Here is a 16,067-nt window from a genome sequence, read left to right on the forward strand (position 1 = left end):
CGACTGCATCTGTTGGCCCTATTCTAGCCAGGACCAGGCGGCCCCGCGTCGTGTTTATGTAAAACTTGGCCGCCCTGAAAACCCGCCTGGGTCCGACCCGGTGGCTTCCTTTATACTGCCGCCTTCATTGGTGGCAGGAAGTGGCATGGAAAACAGCACGCAATTGCTTCGCCGGCAGGCGCAACTCCTGGCCGGACGTCGCGCCCTGGTGGTGGAGGCGAACGACCCGGAACTGGCGACGCTGCCCGCCGAGCAGCTTTATCTGCACGCTGATGATTACACCGTGGGCGCCCATCAGTGGGCGCCGTTGCCCACCTTGCCGGACGACGTGGACCTGGTGATTCTGCCACTGCCCAAGGCCGCCGAACGGCTGGAATTGCTGCTGCGTGCGCTGGCCGGCGCCGTGGACGTGGCGCTGGAAGTGTGGCTGGTGGGCCCCGCCAAGGGCGGTATTCGTGGTGGGGTGACGCGCCTGTCCCGGTTCGCCGACGAGGTCACGCTGGTGGACAGCGCCCGTCATTGCAAGCTCTACCGGGCCATGCTGCGGCCGGGGCCGGCGCTGGCGCTGGAAGACGTGGCGTCCTGGGTGAAGGTCGGCGATCTTGAGGTGGTCAGTTACCCCGGGGTATTCAGTCATGGCCGCCTCGATGAGGGTACGGCCCTGCTGCTGGATGCGCTTGCCGAAGGGCTGCCCCGGGGTAAGGTACTGGACATGGGCTGTGGGGGCGGCGCCCTCAGCGCCACCCTGGCCCACGGCGGCTGCCATGTCACCGCCACCGATGTGAGCGCCACCGCGGTGGCCGCCACCACCGCCACCCTGGAGCGCAACCATTTGCAGGGCAAGGTGGTGGGCGGCGATCTCTACGAGGGCGTGGCCGGGCGTTACCAGGCGGTGATCACCAACCCGCCGTTCCATGATGGTCGCGACCGCACCACGTCGATCACCCGCCGGTTGATCGAGAAGGCCCCGGCGCACCTGGAAGGTGATGGGGTGCTGTGGATGGTGGCGAACCGGGAGCTGCCCTACGTGCAGTGGCTGGACGGTGCTTTCAAGCACGTTCAGGTGATGCGCGAGACCAATCGCTTCCGGGTCTACCGGGCGATGCGCTGAGGCGCGTTCAGCGTACATATCCCGGGCCCCGGCTGCGCGTTCGCAGGTAGCTGGCGAAGCGCGGCAGGCCACTCTTGGTGTGGCCGTGGTACTGGTAGGTGACGATGCTGCCGATGGGCGGCGGGTTGGCCCGCTCCGCGTCGCTGAAGCCGGTGCCAAGCCGGAAATGCAGGCCGGACGGCGTTTCCACCAGCAGGGCGCCCATCATGCCTTCCAGCCTGCCTTCACCGGGCAGGTGCGCCACCACCCGGCCTTCGGCGTCCCGGTAGGGCTTGAGCTTGAGCAGATCGTCGGACCGGTAGCTGCGATAGGGGGCGCTGCCCCGGTGCAGCATCAACCCCTCGCCGCCGGCGGCCACCACCTGGTCCAGCCAGGCCATGAGTTGATCCCGGTCGGCCACCCGTTGCTGAGGCACCGGCCTGAGATGTGGAGCGGGCCGGTTTTCGAGCAAGGCGCGCAGTTCGCGCAGGCGTTTATCGAAGGGGCCGCTGGCCTTGGGCAGGTCGAACACCATGTAATAGATGTTCCGCCATTGCTCCGGTTGCGGCTCGGCGCGGCCCAGCGCGCCCATCAGCCGGGCGAAGGTGCCGCGCCCGCGCCACAGTTCTCCGTCCATGGGCTGATCCGGAAACCCCTCGGTGAAGCCAGGCGGGGTGTGGATGATGTTGCCATTGCGACTGATCAGCCGCCGGCCGTCCCAGTAGGCGCGCACGCCGTCGAATTTCTCGCTGACCCAGTAATTGGCCAGGTTGACGTCGTCCTGGTAGACGTTGGCCAGCATCAGGGCCGGCGTGGTCTTGCCGTGGCCCACGGTGGCGGCCACGGTGAGGAACACCACGATCACGGTGACCACGAAATACACAATCGGTCGGGACATGCTTCCTGCCTCCCTGTGGTTGTTCAAATCCTGAACAACCAGTCTCGATCGTGAGGGAGACGACGGCTATCGGCGCCGTGCTGAAAGTCGTGTAAGCAAAATCCCAATCGAAGTGTGGCAATTTGGCGGGTTTCGTAGGAGAAAATCCCAGGCTTTGAAACCAAAAAAGGGCCGCCGAGGCGACCCTTTCGAGTTTGGAGCGGGTGAAGGGAATCGAACCCTCGTCGTAAGCTTGGGAAGCTTCTGCTCTACCATTGAGCTACACCCGCGATGGGCGGCTATTACACCGGGAAACCGGGCCGCTGTCCAGGGGGCCATGGGCCATGGCCACCCGGAGTAGCCTTGCCATGCCGGTAAATCATGAGGCGGTAGCGGGTCATGGCGTAGTACACCCATCCACGGTGTGGGCTGCGTTCGTGTGTTGTTGCCGGTCCCGCGGGGCCGCGTTTTCCTGGCGGGTCGCGGTCACGGACCGGCGAAAGTCCCGAATCAGTTGCCGGGTTATCGGCCCCACCGGCCATTCAGTGGTGCCGGCCCGCTCCACCAGGGCCACCACCGGCTGCAGCTCCACCGAGGTACCGGCGGTGAACACCTCGGAGGCGCGGCGCAATTCCTCGAGGGTCACGGCCCTCTCCTCGACCCGCAGGCCGCGCTGGCGGGCCAGCTCCATGACATGACGTTTGGTGATCCCGTCCAGGAAGCAGGTCGGCAGGGGCGAGGTCAGCACGCCGTCGCGGATCATCAACAGGTTGGTGGCCGTGGTCTCCGCCACCAGCCCTTCGCTGTCGAGCAGCAGCGCATCGTCGCAGCCCGCCGCCGTGGCGGCATGGCGCGCCAGGGTGCCGATCATGTAGAGCCCGGAGCATTTGGCTTCGGTGGGAGAGGTGTCCGGGCGCGGGCGGCGCCAATGGGCCAGATGCAGCCGGATGCCTTCCTCCGCGCGGCCCTGGGAGGCCGCCGTGGGCCAGTCCCAGGCCGCGATGGCCACGTGGATGCGGGCATGCGGTGAAGCGATGGAGACGCTTTCCGTGCCGCGCCAGGCCAGTGGCCGGATGTAGGCATCGTCGAGCTGATTGGCCCAAAGCACCGCGTTGATGGCCTGGCTCAGTTCGTCCGATGACCAGGGCAAGCGGTAGTCGAGCAGCACGGCGGAACGCTGAAAGCGCTCCAGGTGGGGGGCATCGAGAAACACCCGTCCGCCATAGGCGCGCATGCCTTCGAACACGGCCCCGCCCATATGCAGCGCATGGGTAAGCACGTGCAGACGCGCCTCGCGCCAGGGTAGTAACTCGCCATCGAGCCAGATCAGGCCATCGCGATCGTCGAGGGAAGTGAGCATGGGGCACACCGCGTATTGGTTGTCGATGGCTTCAGTGTGCCGCCTGCTGGCCATCGGCACGAGTGAGCAAATCTCAGAGGACATTGAGTTTTGATCCGGGGCCGCGGAGGGGCGCTCGCGCTCTCGATCCATTCGGTCGCTTACCTCCTGGTCCGATCATGGATCACGATCTGGAAGACTGCCGCTCATTCGGCCTCTATAGTGAAATGCGGTGAATTCAAAGAGGAACAGGGTGATGCGTCTTCTGGTGCTTGGGGCAGGGGGGATCGGTGGCTATTTTGGCGGACGGCTGGCCGCCGCCGGTGTCGACGTGCGTTTCCTGGTGCGCTCACGGCGCGCCGCACAGCTCGCCGATAGCGGGCTCGTGATCAAGAGCCCTCTGGGTGATCTGGTCACTCCGGTGAGCACCGTGACCGAAGCGCCATCACCGGTGGACGCCGTGCTGCTGGCCTGCAAGGCCTACGATCTTGAGGGCGCCGTGGAAGCCATTGCCCCCGCTGTCGGCCCCTCCACCTTGATCGTGCCATTGCTCAACGGCATGCGGCATCTGGACTACCTGGATGCGCGCTTCGGCGCGGAACGGATTCTGGGGGGGCTGTGCCACATCGGCGCGGCTCTTGGCGCCGCCGGCGAGGTGTTGCACCTCAACACGTTGCAGCTCCTGGTGCTGGGCGCGCGCGCCGAGGGTCAGCGGGACGCCGCCCGCGCTCTGCATGGGGTGCTGAAACAAGGTGGTTTCGCGCCGGTGCTGAGCCCGGACATCCAGCGGGAGATGTGGGAAAAGTTCGTCTTCCTGACCACCTACGCCGGTATGACGACGCTGATGCGCGCGCCGATCGGCGCCATATTGCGGGCCCAAGAGGGCGAAGCGCTGGTGCGCCGTATGCTTGGCGAATGCGTCGCCACCGCCGCCGCGTCCCGGTACATACCCTCCCAGGAGGCCTATGACCGGATGCTGGCGACGCTGACCCAGCATGGTTCCAGCGGCACCGCCTCGATGCTACGTGACCTGCAAGGCGGCGGGGCCACCGAGCATGACCACATCATCGGAGACATGGTGCGCCGCGCGCGCGAAGCAGGGTTGGAGGCGCCGTTGTTGAGAGTGAGTCTCGCCCATATGCAGGCCTACGACGCCCTCCGCGTCGCCGCCGGGTAGCCGCCTCCAGTGAGCAAATCTCAGATGAAGCTGAGTTTTGCTCGCTGGGGAACGGAGCGGCTTCGGGGTGATTTCCTGTTTAATGGGGCCATGAACAACCCCATGATCCACGGGAGGATGGTCCTGCCATGCGCATCCCTGTTCCACTGAATGCACTGCGTGCCTTCGAGGCGGCGGCACGCCATCTTTCCATCAAGGAAGCGGCCCTGGAACTGGCCGTCACGCCGTCCGCCGTGAGCCATCAGTTGCGTACGCTGGAGGACATGCTGGGCGTGACGTTGCTGCGTCGCGCGGGGACCGGGTTGGAACTGACCCCGGCTGGCCAGCGGCTGGCGCCGGGCCTGCATCAGGGTTTGACGCTGATCGCCGAAGCGGTGGCGGGTGTGCGCGAGGAGCGGCGCGAGGGGCCGCTGCGGGTGAACATGCTGCCCACGTTCGCCACCAACTGGCTGTCGCCGCGTCTGAGTCTGTACCCGTTTGAACGGCGGGGTTTCTCGTTGGACATCTCCACCACCCAGGAGGATGTGGATCTGGCGGCGGGTGTGGCGGACGCCGGCATCTGGTACGGCGGTGGGCAATGGCCTGGCCTGGAAGCGGATTTGCTGTTCGAGGCCACCATCGACCTGTATGGCCGGCCGGGCTTCGCGTCTGGCGCGCGCCGCGCGCGCATCGAGCGGGTTTCCCGGGCCAATCTGTTCGTTTCCCGACACTGCCTGACCTGGCGCCGCTGGATGGACAGTCTGCCCGGCGGGCCTTTCGAACCCGCCATGGTTACCCGCGTGGATTCCGGCGGGCTTACCCTGCAGGCCGCCGCCGACGGCGCCGGGGTATCGATTGCCGTGTGTGAGCTGGCGGAAAGCGCCGTGCGTTTGGGGCGTCTGGAGTCGGTTTTCAAGCACCCGGTGAAGGCGGGAGTCGGCTTCTGGCTGGTCTATCCCAAGGCGTTGAGTGAGGACCGACGCCTCGACAACCTGCGGGGCTGGCTGCGCGAACAGGTCGGTGACGGCGCCGGCCACTGATGGCGGCGGGAAAAATATTCAACCGTGGCTGAGATATTCGCGCTTGGTCCGGCGCCGGAACGCGCGGCAGACTCGGGCGTATTGCCCGGCGCCGGGTTCTGGACCGGTGCCGCCGTTCCTCTTGCCAGGAGATGCCCATGCAGTCCGACTTCATTCGATGCCAGCAAGATCCCGCCGGCTACGCCGAGCTGATCATTGACCGGCCCGCCGCCCGCAATGCCCTGTGCCGCTCCCTGACCGACGCCATGGCCGATCATCTTGAACGGCTGGCCGCCGCGCCCGACGTGCGGGTGGTGCTGCTGCGTGCGGAGGGGGATCATTTCGCCGCCGGCGCCGATATCAAGGAAATGCTCGACATCAGCGCGGAGCAGGCCCGTGGCACGGATTTCGCCGGCTGCTGCGCGCCGCTGGGTGACTTCCCGAAGCCGGTGGTGGCACTGGTGCAGGGCTTTGCCCTGGGCGGCGGCTGCGAGCTGGTGGAGATGTGCGACATCGTGCTGGCGGCGGAGAACGCCGTATTCGGCCATCCGGAGGTGCGGGTTGGTACCCTGTCCGGGGCGGGCGGCACCCAGCGTCTGCCGCGCTTGCTGGGCATGGCCAAGGCGCTGGATCTGCTGCTCACCGGGCGCCGCATGGATGCCCGGGAGGCGGAGCGTGGCGGCTTGGTTTCGCGTGTGGTGCCGACGGAGCATCTGCTGGAGGAGGGGCGCAGGCTGGTGGCCGACATGGCGTCGCTGTCCGGGGAGGTCCTGCTGCTGATCAAGCGGACCGCGCGATCCGGCGCCAGCCTTCCGCTGCAAGAAGGGTTGCGCCGGGAACGGGCCGCTTTCCATCACAGCCTCTCACTGGCTGATCGTGAGGAGGGCATGCGAGCATTCCTGGAAAAACGGGCGCCCCGGTTCAATATCCACTCATGACCCAGCGCCATAACACGGAGCACGACCATGCCAATGTCCGATTTCAGCACCCCGCCGGATCAACGTTACTTCGAGGACTACCAGAAAGGAGCGACGTTCGAGTACGGTCCCATTGGCGCCGAACAGAGCGACATTATCGACTTTGCGCGCCGTTTCGACCCACAGGCCATGCACATCAATCCCGAAGCGGCGGCGCGGGGCCCCTTCCAGGGGCTGATCGCCAGCGGCTGGCACACCATCGGGCTGATGATGCGGTTGTTCGTGGATCATTACCTCACCTCGGTGGCCAGCCTGGCTTCGCCGGGGGTGGACGAGGTGCGTTGGATTAAGCCGGTGCGCCCTGGCGATCAGCTACGCGTGCGGCTGACCATCACCGATGCCCGGCCTTCGCGGTCCAAGCCGGATCGCGGCCTGGTGCATACCCTGGTGGAGGGGATCAATCAGAACGGTGAGGTGGTGGCGAGCTTCAAGGCGATGAACCTGATCGGGCGCCGACCGGCGGGCCAATAAGCCCCGGAGTCGGGAGGGGAACCGGCACGCCGATGGGCGTGCCGGTGGTCGGGCTCAGCCGCGCTTGGGTTGCTTGACCATGCGCAGGTAGGGTTTTTTCTCGTCCCAGCCTTCCGGGAACAGCTTGGCGGCTTCCTCGTTGTTCAGCGAGGGCACGATGATCACGTCCTTGCCCTCGGTCCAGTTCACCGGGGTGGCCACCTTGTAGCCGTCGGTGAGCTGCAGGCTGTCGATGACCCGCAGGATCTCGTCGAAGTTACGGCCGGTGCTGGCCGGATAGGTGATGGTCAGACGGATCTTCTTGTTGGGGTCGATGATGAACACGCTGCGCACCGTGAGGGTGTTGTCGGCATTGGGGTGGATCATGCCGTACAGGTTGGACACGGTGCGGTCGGCGTCGGCGAGCAGCGGGAAGTTGAGGGCTGAGCCCTGGGTTTCCTCAATGTCGCCGCACCAGGCGTTGTGGTCGTCCAGCGGGTCCACCGACAGGCCGATGGTCTTGACGTTGCGCTTGTCGAACTCGGGCTTCAGGCGCGCCACCTCACCCAGCTCGGTGGTGCACACCGGGGTGAAGTCCTTGGGGTGGGAGAACAGCACCACCCAGCTGTCGCCGGCCCAGTCGTGGAAGGAAATCGGGCCTTCGGTGGAATCCTGTTTGAAATCCGGGGCGGTATCGCCGAGCTGCAGTGCCATGTCGTGCCTCCTGGTCTGTGTAATCACGAATCCATTGAATACCAATGTTCCAAACATAGAGGCTTGCACGCCGCCTTTAAAGGGCCGTGAAAGAAAGAATCGAGCTAAGCAAATAGCGCCGGGCGGGGCCCGGCGCATGGGCTATACCGTGGTCACCATCTGCAGGCGGTTGAGGGTGCGCTCCTCCAGGCGGTCGAGCCGTTCGCGGCAGGCCCGGAAGGTGCGGCTGATGCGGGTGGTGTTGCCGATCATCCACAGCTTTGGCCAGGTGCTTTTCTCGCCGGCGCGGATGAAGGCGCGCACATCATCCAGGGACGGATTGCTGAGCACGCGCAGAGCATTGAGCGGTTGGCGCGGTGGAATCAGGTTGATATCGCCGATGTAGCGTTGCTTCACCACGGTTTGCGCCTTGTCCACGATCAGCCCCAGGTCGTTGGATTGCACCCGGCGACGCACCAGCTCCAGCGCGTAGTGCAGGTTCATGGACACATTGCGGATCGCCCAGTCGCCCAGGGTACTGAGGCTGGAGTTGGTGCTTTCGCTGCGCGGCAGGAACGGCACCACATGGGGGTTGGTCTGGCTGACGATGGAGTGGTTGACGCCGAACAGCCGCGACAGGCGGCGAATCGGCAGGTCGTCCTGGATCGAGCCGTCCACGAACTTGCGGCCGGGAATATAGGGTACCCGCTCGCCGTCCAGGCTCTTGGCCCACAGGGTCACCGGCGGGTAGATGCCGGGAATCGCACAGCTGGCCAGGGCCGCCTTGCGGATCAACACATTGGGCGAGGTGCGCCAGTTAAGCAGGCGGGCGTGCTGGTTGCGGTCGTAGGGGCTGACCGTGATGTTGATTTCGCGGCCGGTCTTGCGATACGCCTCTTCGAAGGTGAGGTCCTGGATGTTCTCTTCCAGGCAGGCTTCCAGATGGTCGCCATCGAGCACCGGGGTGCCGCGCAGCACGCCCTTCCAGCCAATCGCCCGGAACGCTTCCAGATACAGGTTCTCCGGCTCCAGCTTGGCGGCCAGCTCGCTGTCGTTGTGGGTGCCGACCACGGCGGCGACGATGCTGCCGGCGCTGGAGCCGGAAATCACCGACGGTAGCAGGCCGTGCTCCCAAAGCGTCTTGACCACGCCCACGTGGAACAGGCCCAGGGCGGCGCCGCCGGACAGCATCAGGCAGCTTTGCCCGAAGGCGGCGCCGGTGGTCTCGAAGAAGTCCAGTTTCTGTTTGAGCCCGAAGTCCTTGAAGTCGCCGTCACAGACCCACTCCAGAGCGGTGCACACCTCATCCAGGTAACGCTCGATGAGTTGCTTGGTACCGACCCGGGCGTGGCCATAGAGGGCCGGGTTGGAGATATTGCCCAGGTTGCCGTGCAGCCCTTCGTGGAGGTGGAATACCAGCTTGTTGACGTCGCCACGCTCGCGGGCCTGGCGGATCTGCCACAGTCGGTTGCGGATCAGTTCGTAGTCGTAGTGCGGGGAGCGGTCGATTTCCTTCCAGTCATTGGCGCCGGACAGCCGGTCGTGTTCACGGCTGGCCTCGAGCCATTCCTCATGGGTGCTGGCGTGCTCGATGGCGCGCTCAAGCTGCTTGAGCGTGCGTTTCATTGGCGGTTCTCCCTGGCACTTTTATTGTGTTCGCGGGCCAGTCTAGCGGCGGTCGGCGCGCTTTCATCGCTTGGATTGTCCGACAAGACATTAATATTGACATCGAGCAATGTCAAAAAGAAACGGCGCTCTCAGCCAGCGTCCCGGAGGCCGCGGCGCCACTGGCCCGGCGTCAGCCCGGTGCGGCGTTTGAAGCTGCGCTGGAAGCAGCGGATGTCCGCGTAACCCAGGTCCTCGGCGATCTCGCCCTGAGGGCAGTCACTGTCGCGCAGCCGCTGCTTGGCGCGCTCCAGGCGCACGTCGTCGAGGATACGCTGCCAGCCGGTGCCCTCGGCGGCCAGGCGGCGATGCAGGGTGCGGGTATTCAGGCGCAGTTCCCGGGCCACCTGGTCGCGGTCCGGCAGGCGACCGCCCAAGGCGGCCTCCAGGCACTGGCGCACGCGCTGTCCCAGGCTGGTGGCGATGCCCAGGGCCTGTAGCTGGCGGGCGGCATGGGCCTCCAGGGTCGACAGCAGGGTAGGGTCCGGCTGGCGCAGGGGGTAGTCCAGTAACCGTCGCGGGCCGATCAGCGCTGAATAGGGACGGTTGAAGCGCACCGGACAACGGAACACCCGCTCGTATTCGCGCTGCTGGTGCAGAAAGCGGGGCCCGGGATGCTCGAACCATACCTCGCCGGGCGCCAGCCTCAGATCGCCGGTGAGCCAGCGGGTGTAGTGCAGCCAGGAGCCGAACACGTTCTCGATCAGATGGCGGCGCGCCGGCTGGCGAGGATAACGGCAATGCCAGAGAATTTCCGAGTGTTCTTCGTGCAGGCGGGTTTCCGTGGTACCCATGTCGCCGACCAGCTTTTCGTAGCGGGACACCTTGGACAGCGCCTCGCCCACGGTGCCGGCGCTCATCGCGATGTAGCCCATCACGTTGTAGGAGCCGGGCTGCACGTGCTCGCTGGTGTGCAGCCCGAACAGCGGGTCGTTGCCGCGCTCGATCAGTTCATTGAGCAGCCGTTCGAAGCGGGCGCCGCGAATGCGCGCTTCAGGGTCGGTAAGCTCGGTGGTGGCGATGCCCGCCGTGGCCAGGGCCTGGTCCACGTCCACGCGCAGAACCCGGGCGCTGGCCAGGTACTGGCGCAGCGCCGCCACCGAGATGAAACCCAGCGGGTCCATGCCGGCGTGTTACTCCAGCTCGAAGGTGATCTGCACGCTGGCGGTGACGTCCTGCTCGCCGGGGCGGTAGCTCTCGGCGCTGTCTTCCTTGGCCATGGCGGCGCGCATCATGATTGGCTGGGGCATCTGGTAGCCCTGGGCATTGATCTGCATGGCCTCGCCGAGGTCGCGGCCAGCGGCGCGGGCCAGAATCCTGGCCTTGTCGCGGGCGTCCTCGACCGCTTTTTCCAGTGCCTGCCGGGCCAGTTCGTCGGCGTTGCTGATTTCGCTGCCGGCCGGACGAAGTTCCTTGAGGCCCTGGCCGGCCAGGCCGTCGGCCAGTTCCGCGTAGCGTTCCACCCCGGACACCTTGAAGGTGACCTCACGGCTGACCTGATGGCCGATCAACTTGCGTTCGGGCTGGTACTGCCACTCCGGACTGATCTGGATATCGCTGGCGGTGACGCTCTTTTCCGGGATATCCAGGTCATCGGCCAGGTCCAGCATCGCCCGCACCTGGTCGTCCACGGTGCTTTTCATGGCGGCGATGTCATCGCCCCGTTCGCGGGCCACGGCGGTCAGCGAGAACACATCCGGGCGCGCCTTGACGCTGCCCTCGCCGGACACATTGACGGTGTCCCGCTGTTGCGGCCCGGCGGGCGCGCCGCAGGCGGTGAGCAGCAGGGCGGCCAGCAGGCCGGCGAACAGGGGGGCGGGTTTTACCATGTTGATCTCCTTGATCGGGGGCTGGTTCAGTCCAGCCCGCAACTTTATCATTCCCTCCCCGGATGCAGGAGGTCCTGAAATGCGAATTGAACAGGCGATTAGACAGTCCCTGGCGGATTTGATCCCCGAGGATCTGGGCGTGGACCTGATTTCCGCGGGAACGGTGAAGGAAATCGTGGAAAGCGATACCGCCGTGCGCCTGGTGGTGCGCCTTGGCTACCCCTGCCAGTCGCGGCTGCCCGCGTTACGCGCCGCCATCGAGGAAAAAGTGGCGCCGTTGCTGGAAGGTCGCGAGCTGGACCTAGATCTGGCGGTGCACATCACGCCGCACCGTGCTCAGCACGACATGCCGTCCATGCTGCAGGTGGCCAATGTGATCGCGGTGGCCTCCGGCAAGGGCGGGGTGGGCAAATCCACCACGGCGGTGAACCTGGCCCTGGCGCTGCACGCGGAAGGCGCGCGGGTGGGGCTGCTGGACGCCGATATCTTCGGGCCCAGCCAGCCGGTGATGCTGGGGTTACCCAAAGGCACCCGGCCGGAAGTACGCGACGGCAACACCTTCATTCCGGTGCCGGCCCACGGCCTGCAGACCATGTCCATGGGCTACCTGATCACCGAACAGACCCCGGTGGTATGGCGCGGGCCCAAGGCCAGTGGCGCGCTGACCCAGATGATGCAGCAGACCGCCTGGCACGACCTGGATTATCTGATCGTCGATCTGCCGCCCGGCACCGGCGATATCCAGTTGACCCTGGCGCAGAAAATCCCGGTGGCCGGCGCGGTGGTGGTGACCACGCCCCAGGACATTGCCTTGCTGGATGCCATCAAGGGCGTGGAAATGTTCCGCAAGGTGGATGTGGGCGTGCTCGGCGTGGTGGAGAACATGGCGGTGCACATCTGCTCCAACTGCGGCCATGAGGAACACATCTTCGGGCAGGGGGGCGCCGAGCGCATGAGCCGGGAATACGACGCCCCGGTGCTCGGCTCGCTGCCGCTGTCACTGCGCATCCGCGAGCAGGCCGACGGCGGCACGCCCACGGTGGTGGCGGAGCCGGACAGCGCCGAAGCTCGTATCTACCGCGACACCGCCCGGCGCATGGCGGCGCGGCTGTCGCTGACCCGCGCCGGCCGGCGGCCGTTTCCCAAGGTGATGACCCAGCATTGAGCGATCGCGACTGAAGTCGCTCGCTCCTACGCTGGCTTTTCACCCCGGGGCTGTTTTTCCACCGCCGCTTGGGTACCATTGCCCGATTCCGTCGACGCCGACATAAAGGACTTCCATGAGCATCAAAGCCGACCGCTGGATCAAACGCATGGCCCTGGAGCACGGCATGATCGAGCCGTTCCAGGACGGGCAGGTACGCACCGATGCCGACGGCGAGAAGCTGATCTCCTACGGCGTGTCCAGCTACGGCTACGACGTGCGCTGCGCCGATGAGTTCAAGGTGTTCACCAATATTCACTCGGCCACCGTGGACCCCAAGCACTTCGACGAAAAGAGTTTCGTGGACATCAAGGGCGATTACTGCACCATCCCGCCCAATTCCTTCGCCCTGGCGCGCACCGTGGAATACTTCCGCATTCCCCGTAACGTGCTGACCATCTGTCTGGGTAAATCCACTTACGCGCGCTGCGGCATCATCGTCAACGTGACGCCGTTGGAGCCGGAGTGGGAAGGGCATGTGACCCTGGAATTCTCCAACACCACGAACCTGCCGGCGCGCATTTACGCCAACGAGGGCGTGGCGCAGATGCTGTTCCTGGAATCCGACGAGGTGTGTGAAACGTCCTACAAGGACCGCGGCGGCAAGTACCAGGGCCAGAAGGGCGTGACCCTGCCGCGCGCCTGAAACCCATCGCGCCTGCATCCTGCACCCGTCTTACTCCGGCAAGGGCCCGTTGTACTCCCGCATGATCAGCTCGCCGTGCAGCAGCGCGCTCTCGATGTGCCGGGCCTTGACCACCATGTAGCCCACCTTGGGTGCTACCCAGAACAGGGTGCGACGTTTTTCGTCCCGGTCCTTGTCCCGTTTCTTTTCCACCACCAGGGTGTCCAGCTCGCCCATGGGCGTGTCGATGGTTTCCCGGTCCACCACCACGAAATGGTGATGACGCAGGTCGTCACCGTACACGCTGGTGGCGTCGTATTCCTTGTCACCGCTGGCGAACACGCAGCGCGCGCGCAGCAGCATGCTCAGCTCGTCCAGGGCGTCCTCGGGAATGGCGAAGGCTTCCACGCCATCGTCGGACTTGGTGATCACGCCGGGTTTGTCCCAGTCGAAATCGGTGTGGTAATAACGGTGCTTGCCGAAGCCGTTGAACTCATGCTCGTAGCGAATCGTGCGCGGCGCGCAGCGGTTCCAGTGAAACCAGCTTTCCTCGCGGTTGTTGAGCAGCAAGGAATGGGCCTCGAACAACATGTGGTAGCGGTCGTCACCGGCCACCGGCTCAAGAACCAGGGTGGCCTTGATGGTGGTGGGGATCTTGTTGACGTAGATGCGGTATTCCGCGGAGAACGGCGCCAGGGGCGCGGCGCCGGCGATCAGCGGCGCCAGCCACAGCAACGCCGTCAGGATCAGGGGCAAACGCATCAGGGCAAGTTCTCCAGGCGCAGCACGTGGCGCCCGTCGTTGTTGCGCTGCACCAGTTGCACCAGGGCGTAATCGTGCTCCGGCGCGAACCACAGCCAGGTCTCGCGGCCGTTGTCGCGCTCGCGCACGCGACGCACCTTGATGGTCGCCACTTCGTGGTCGCCGACTTCCAGCGTTTCCCGGCCTTCCACCTGGTAACGGTGGGTTTCCACCTCGCGTTCGTCCGCCACCCGCAGGGTCAGGTTGTCCTGATCCCGGGACAGCATGCATTGCAGCGCCAGTGGCAGGGCGATCTCGTCGGTGGCGGCGGCGCCAGCGTCGTAGTCGCGCGGCTCATGGCCGCTGCGCTCGCTGGTGGCCCGGTGGGTGGCCGGGTCGATGCGCAGTTCGGCGGTCTTCACCCGGCCCAGGCCGGCGCGGCGGTAGCCGTAGTAGCGGGTCACCGGCACGCAGCCCTGCCACTCAAACAACGAGGTCTCGCGGATCTCGCCGATGAAGTTCTTGGCCTTCACCTCCATTTTCCAGCCACCGTTGGCGGCCGGGCTCAGGGAGCGGGTGGCACTCACCGAGAATGGAAAGCCGGCGGCCTTGAGGCGGTATTCGCTTTGGAAGGCGGCCACCGGCGGCGCCGCCATGGCGGTGGAGCCCAGCGTCAGCGCGGCGAGCAGGCCGCTAAGCCGGAGTGCCCGGTGAAAGGCCCGAGGCGGGCAGGGTTTCGCCATCCAGTTCCACTCCCTGGTCGGTCAGATGCAGGCGGCCTTCGGCGCGCCATCGAAGAACCCGAGGGTACAGGCTGTGTTCCTGTTGCTGAACCCGTTTTGACAGGGTTTCGACGTTATCGTTCTGTTCCACGGCCACTTCGGCCCGGGCGATCAGTGGCCCGCCGTCCAGTTCGTCGGTGACGAAGTGCAGCGAGCAGCCGTGCCGGGCGTCACCGGCGGCCAGGGCGCGGGCATGGGTGTCCAGCCCCGGGTACTTGGGCAGCAGGGATGGGTGGATATTGATCAGCCGGCCCCGGTAATGGCGCACGAACAGTGGTGAAAGAATGCGCATGAAACCGGCCAGCACCACGGTATCGGCGCCGGCGGCGTCGATGCGCCCGATCATGGCCCGGTCGAAGGCCTCGCGGTCCGGGTAGTCGCGGTGATCGATGACCGCCGTGGGCAGCCCGGCCCTCCGCGCCCGGGCCACGCCGGGCGCCCCGGCGCGGTTGCTGAGCACCAGCGTGACCCGGGCCGGCAGATCGCCGGTCGCGATGGCGTCGAGAATGGCCTGCAGGTTGGTGCCGGCGCCGCTGAGCAGCACCGCGAGCCGGTGCGTCACGGGGCCACGCCTTCCAGCAGCACCTCCGGTTCGTCGTTGTCGCTGGCGCGGATCTCGCCGATCAGGAAAGCACTCTCGCCGGCGGCGGCAAGCAGCGCCAGGGTCTGGTCCACGGCGTTGTCGGGGACCACCACGGCCATGCCCACGCCGCAGTTGAAGGTACGGTACATTTCCGGCACCGGTACCTGGCCCTGTTCCTGCAGCCACTGGAATACCGGCGGCCACTGCCAGACGGCGGTATCGATCACGGCGCGGGTACCGTTGGGCAGCACCCGGGGCAGGTTCTCGGTGAGGCCGCCGCCGGTGATGTGGGCCAGCGCGTGCACCGGCACCTGTTTGATCAGTTCCAGCAGTGGTTTGACGTAGATACGGGTCGGTTCCAGCAGCAGGTCGATCACCGGCTGGCCGTCGATCTCGGTCCTGTCCGCCTGTTCGAGGATGCGGCGGATCAAGGAGTAGCCGTTGGAGTGGGGGCCGGAAGAGGCCAGGCCGATCACCTTGTCGCCGGCTTCCACGGCGGAGCCGTCGAGCACGCCGTCACGCTCCACCACGCCCACGCAGAAGCCCGCCAGGTCGTAGTCCTCGCCCTGGTACATGCCGGGCATTTCGGCGGTTTCGCCACCGATCAGGGCGCAGCCGGCCTGTTCGCAGCCCTCGCCGATGCCACTCACCACCCGGGCGGCGGTGTCCACGTCCAGCTTGCCGGTGGCGTAGTAGTCCAGGAAGAACAGTGGCTCGGCGCCGCCCACCACCAGGTCATTGACGCACATGGCCACCAGGTCGATGCCCACCTTGTCGTGGCGGTCGTTTTCCATCGCCAGGCGCAGCTTGGTGCCGACGCCGTCGGTGCCGGCCACCAAAACCGGGTTCTTGTAGCCCTCGGGCAGGGCGCACAGGGCGCCGAAACCGCCCAGGCCGCCGAGCACTTCCGGGCGTTGGGTGCGTTTCGCCACCGGGGCGATGCGTTTTACCAGTTCGTTGCCGGCATCGATGTCGACGCCGGCATCGCGGTAGGTCAACGGCCGTTTCTGTTCGCTCATGGCAAGGGGCTCCTGGGG

General features: G+C 66.0%; 17 protein-coding genes and 1 tRNA gene. 7 read left to right on the plus strand and 11 right to left on the minus strand.

Translation table 11 applies throughout. From position 1 onward, the window contains the following. Nucleotides 1–145: 145 nt before the first annotated feature. Entirely contained in the window at nt 146–1,111 is a 966-nt protein-coding gene (locus ACLD02_RS14015; RefSeq protein ID WP_410298982.1) for a methyltransferase, read from the plus strand. 7 nt (nt 1,112–1,118) lie between these two features. Here the strand turns inward: ACLD02_RS14015 and ACLD02_RS14020 are convergent, their stop codons facing one another. From ACLD02_RS14020 to ilvE, 3 genes are all read right to left on the minus strand, one after another. Beyond that, entirely contained in the window at nt 1,119–1,988 is an 870-nt protein-coding gene (locus ACLD02_RS14020; RefSeq protein ID WP_410298983.1) for a DNA ligase, read from the minus strand. Nucleotides 1,989–2,183: 195 nt separating this feature from the next. Further along, nucleotides 2,184–2,257: transfer RNA gene (locus ACLD02_RS14025), tRNA-Gly, on the minus strand. 107 nt (nt 2,258–2,364) lie between these two features. Then, a complete protein-coding gene (ilvE, locus tag ACLD02_RS14030) occupies nt 2,365–3,411 on the minus strand; it encodes a branched-chain-amino-acid transaminase (protein WP_410298984.1) in 1,047 nt (348 codons plus the stop codon). Nucleotides 3,412–3,574: 163 nt separating this feature from the next. On the opposite strand from ilvE, the gene ACLD02_RS14035 reads away from it, so the two are divergent. The 4 genes from ACLD02_RS14035 (at nt 3,575) to ACLD02_RS14050 (ending at nt 6,929) form a co-directional block, all read left to right on the plus strand. After that, on the plus strand, nt 3,575–4,483 hold the full coding sequence (locus tag ACLD02_RS14035) for a ketopantoate reductase family protein (RefSeq protein WP_410298985.1): 909 nt from the start codon (nt 3,575–3,577) through the stop codon (nt 4,481–4,483). A gap of 128 nt (nt 4,484–4,611) precedes the next feature. Then, nucleotides 4,612–5,502 (plus strand): LysR substrate-binding domain-containing protein, encoded by an 891-nt coding sequence (locus ACLD02_RS14040; protein ID WP_410298987.1) that lies wholly within the window; start codon nt 4,612–4,614, stop codon nt 5,500–5,502. A 137-nt stretch (nt 5,503–5,639) separates the two neighbouring features. Continuing rightward, nucleotides 5,640–6,419 (plus strand): enoyl-CoA hydratase/isomerase family protein, encoded by a 780-nt coding sequence (locus tag ACLD02_RS14045; protein WP_203100142.1) that lies wholly within the window; start codon nt 5,640–5,642, stop codon nt 6,417–6,419. A gap of 27 nt (nt 6,420–6,446) precedes the next feature. Then, nucleotides 6,447–6,929 carry a MaoC family dehydratase gene (locus ACLD02_RS14050; RefSeq protein WP_203100140.1) on the plus strand — a complete coding sequence of 161 codons (483 nt, stop codon included), beginning with the start codon at nt 6,447–6,449 and terminating at the stop codon, nt 6,927–6,929. 54 nt (nt 6,930–6,983) lie between these two features. On the opposite strand, the gene ACLD02_RS14055 is transcribed toward ACLD02_RS14050, so the two are convergent. The 4 genes from ACLD02_RS14055 to ACLD02_RS14070 all read right to left on the minus strand — a co-directional run bounded on the left by ACLD02_RS14055 (nt 6,984) and on the right by ACLD02_RS14070 (nt 11,095). Further along, a complete protein-coding gene (locus tag ACLD02_RS14055; RefSeq protein ID WP_203100138.1) occupies nt 6,984–7,622 on the minus strand; it encodes a peroxiredoxin in 639 nt (212 codons plus the stop codon). A gap of 141 nt (nt 7,623–7,763) precedes the next feature. Beyond that, the gene (locus tag ACLD02_RS14060) at nt 7,764–9,227 is read right to left on the minus strand and encodes a DUF3336 domain-containing protein (protein WP_410298988.1); all 1,464 of its coding nucleotides are present in this window, start codon (nt 9,225–9,227) and stop codon (nt 7,764–7,766) included. A gap of 131 nt (nt 9,228–9,358) precedes the next feature. Further along, nucleotides 9,359–10,390, minus strand: coding sequence for an AraC family transcriptional regulator (locus ACLD02_RS14065; RefSeq protein ID WP_410298989.1), 1,032 nt, complete (start codon nt 10,388–10,390; stop codon nt 9,359–9,361). Between the two features lie 9 nt (nt 10,391–10,399). Further along, nucleotides 10,400–11,095: an SIMPL domain-containing protein gene (locus ACLD02_RS14070; protein WP_203100132.1), complete on the minus strand. Its 696-nt coding sequence runs from the start codon at nt 11,093–11,095 to the stop codon at nt 10,400–10,402. A 79-nt stretch (nt 11,096–11,174) separates the two neighbouring features. Here ACLD02_RS14070 and apbC point away from each other — a divergent pair, with 79 nt between their 5' ends. Beyond that, on the plus strand, nt 11,175–12,260 hold the full coding sequence (gene apbC, locus ACLD02_RS14075) for an iron-sulfur cluster carrier protein ApbC (RefSeq protein WP_410298990.1): 1,086 nt from the start codon (nt 11,175–11,177) through the stop codon (nt 12,258–12,260). 115 nt (nt 12,261–12,375) lie between these two features. Then, a complete protein-coding gene (gene dcd / locus ACLD02_RS14080; RefSeq protein WP_203100128.1) occupies nt 12,376–12,945 on the plus strand; it encodes a dCTP deaminase in 570 nt (189 codons plus the stop codon). A gap of 30 nt (nt 12,946–12,975) precedes the next feature. On the opposite strand, the gene ACLD02_RS14085 is transcribed toward dcd, so the two are convergent. Genes ACLD02_RS14085 through purM form a run of 4 tightly spaced genes read right to left on the minus strand, consistent with a single transcriptional unit; the run spans nt 12,976 to nt 16,049 of the window. After that, nucleotides 12,976–13,686, minus strand: coding sequence for a DUF3108 domain-containing protein (locus ACLD02_RS14085; protein ID WP_203100126.1), 711 nt, complete (start codon nt 13,684–13,686; stop codon nt 12,976–12,978). Beyond that, the gene (locus tag ACLD02_RS14090) at nt 13,686–14,408 is read right to left on the minus strand and encodes a DUF3108 domain-containing protein (protein WP_410298991.1); all 723 of its coding nucleotides are present in this window, start codon (nt 14,406–14,408) and stop codon (nt 13,686–13,688) included. The genes ACLD02_RS14085 and ACLD02_RS14090 overlap by 1 nt, the downstream gene beginning before the upstream one ends. Beyond that, entirely contained in the window at nt 14,359–15,009 is a 651-nt protein-coding gene (purN, locus tag ACLD02_RS14095) for a phosphoribosylglycinamide formyltransferase (protein ID WP_410298992.1), read from the minus strand. Before purN ends, ACLD02_RS14090 begins: the two co-directional genes overlap by 50 nt. Beyond that, entirely contained in the window at nt 15,006–16,049 is a 1,044-nt protein-coding gene (gene purM / locus ACLD02_RS14100; RefSeq protein ID WP_410298994.1) for a phosphoribosylformylglycinamidine cyclo-ligase, read from the minus strand. The genes purN and purM overlap by 4 nt, the downstream gene beginning before the upstream one ends. Between the last annotated feature and the right edge of the window lie 18 nt (nt 16,050–16,067).

Origin of the sequence: Alloalcanivorax sp. C16-2, from assembly GCF_046507615.1 — a bacterium.
Classification (GTDB): domain Bacteria; phylum Pseudomonadota; class Gammaproteobacteria; order Pseudomonadales; family Alcanivoracaceae; genus Alloalcanivorax; species Alloalcanivorax marinus_A.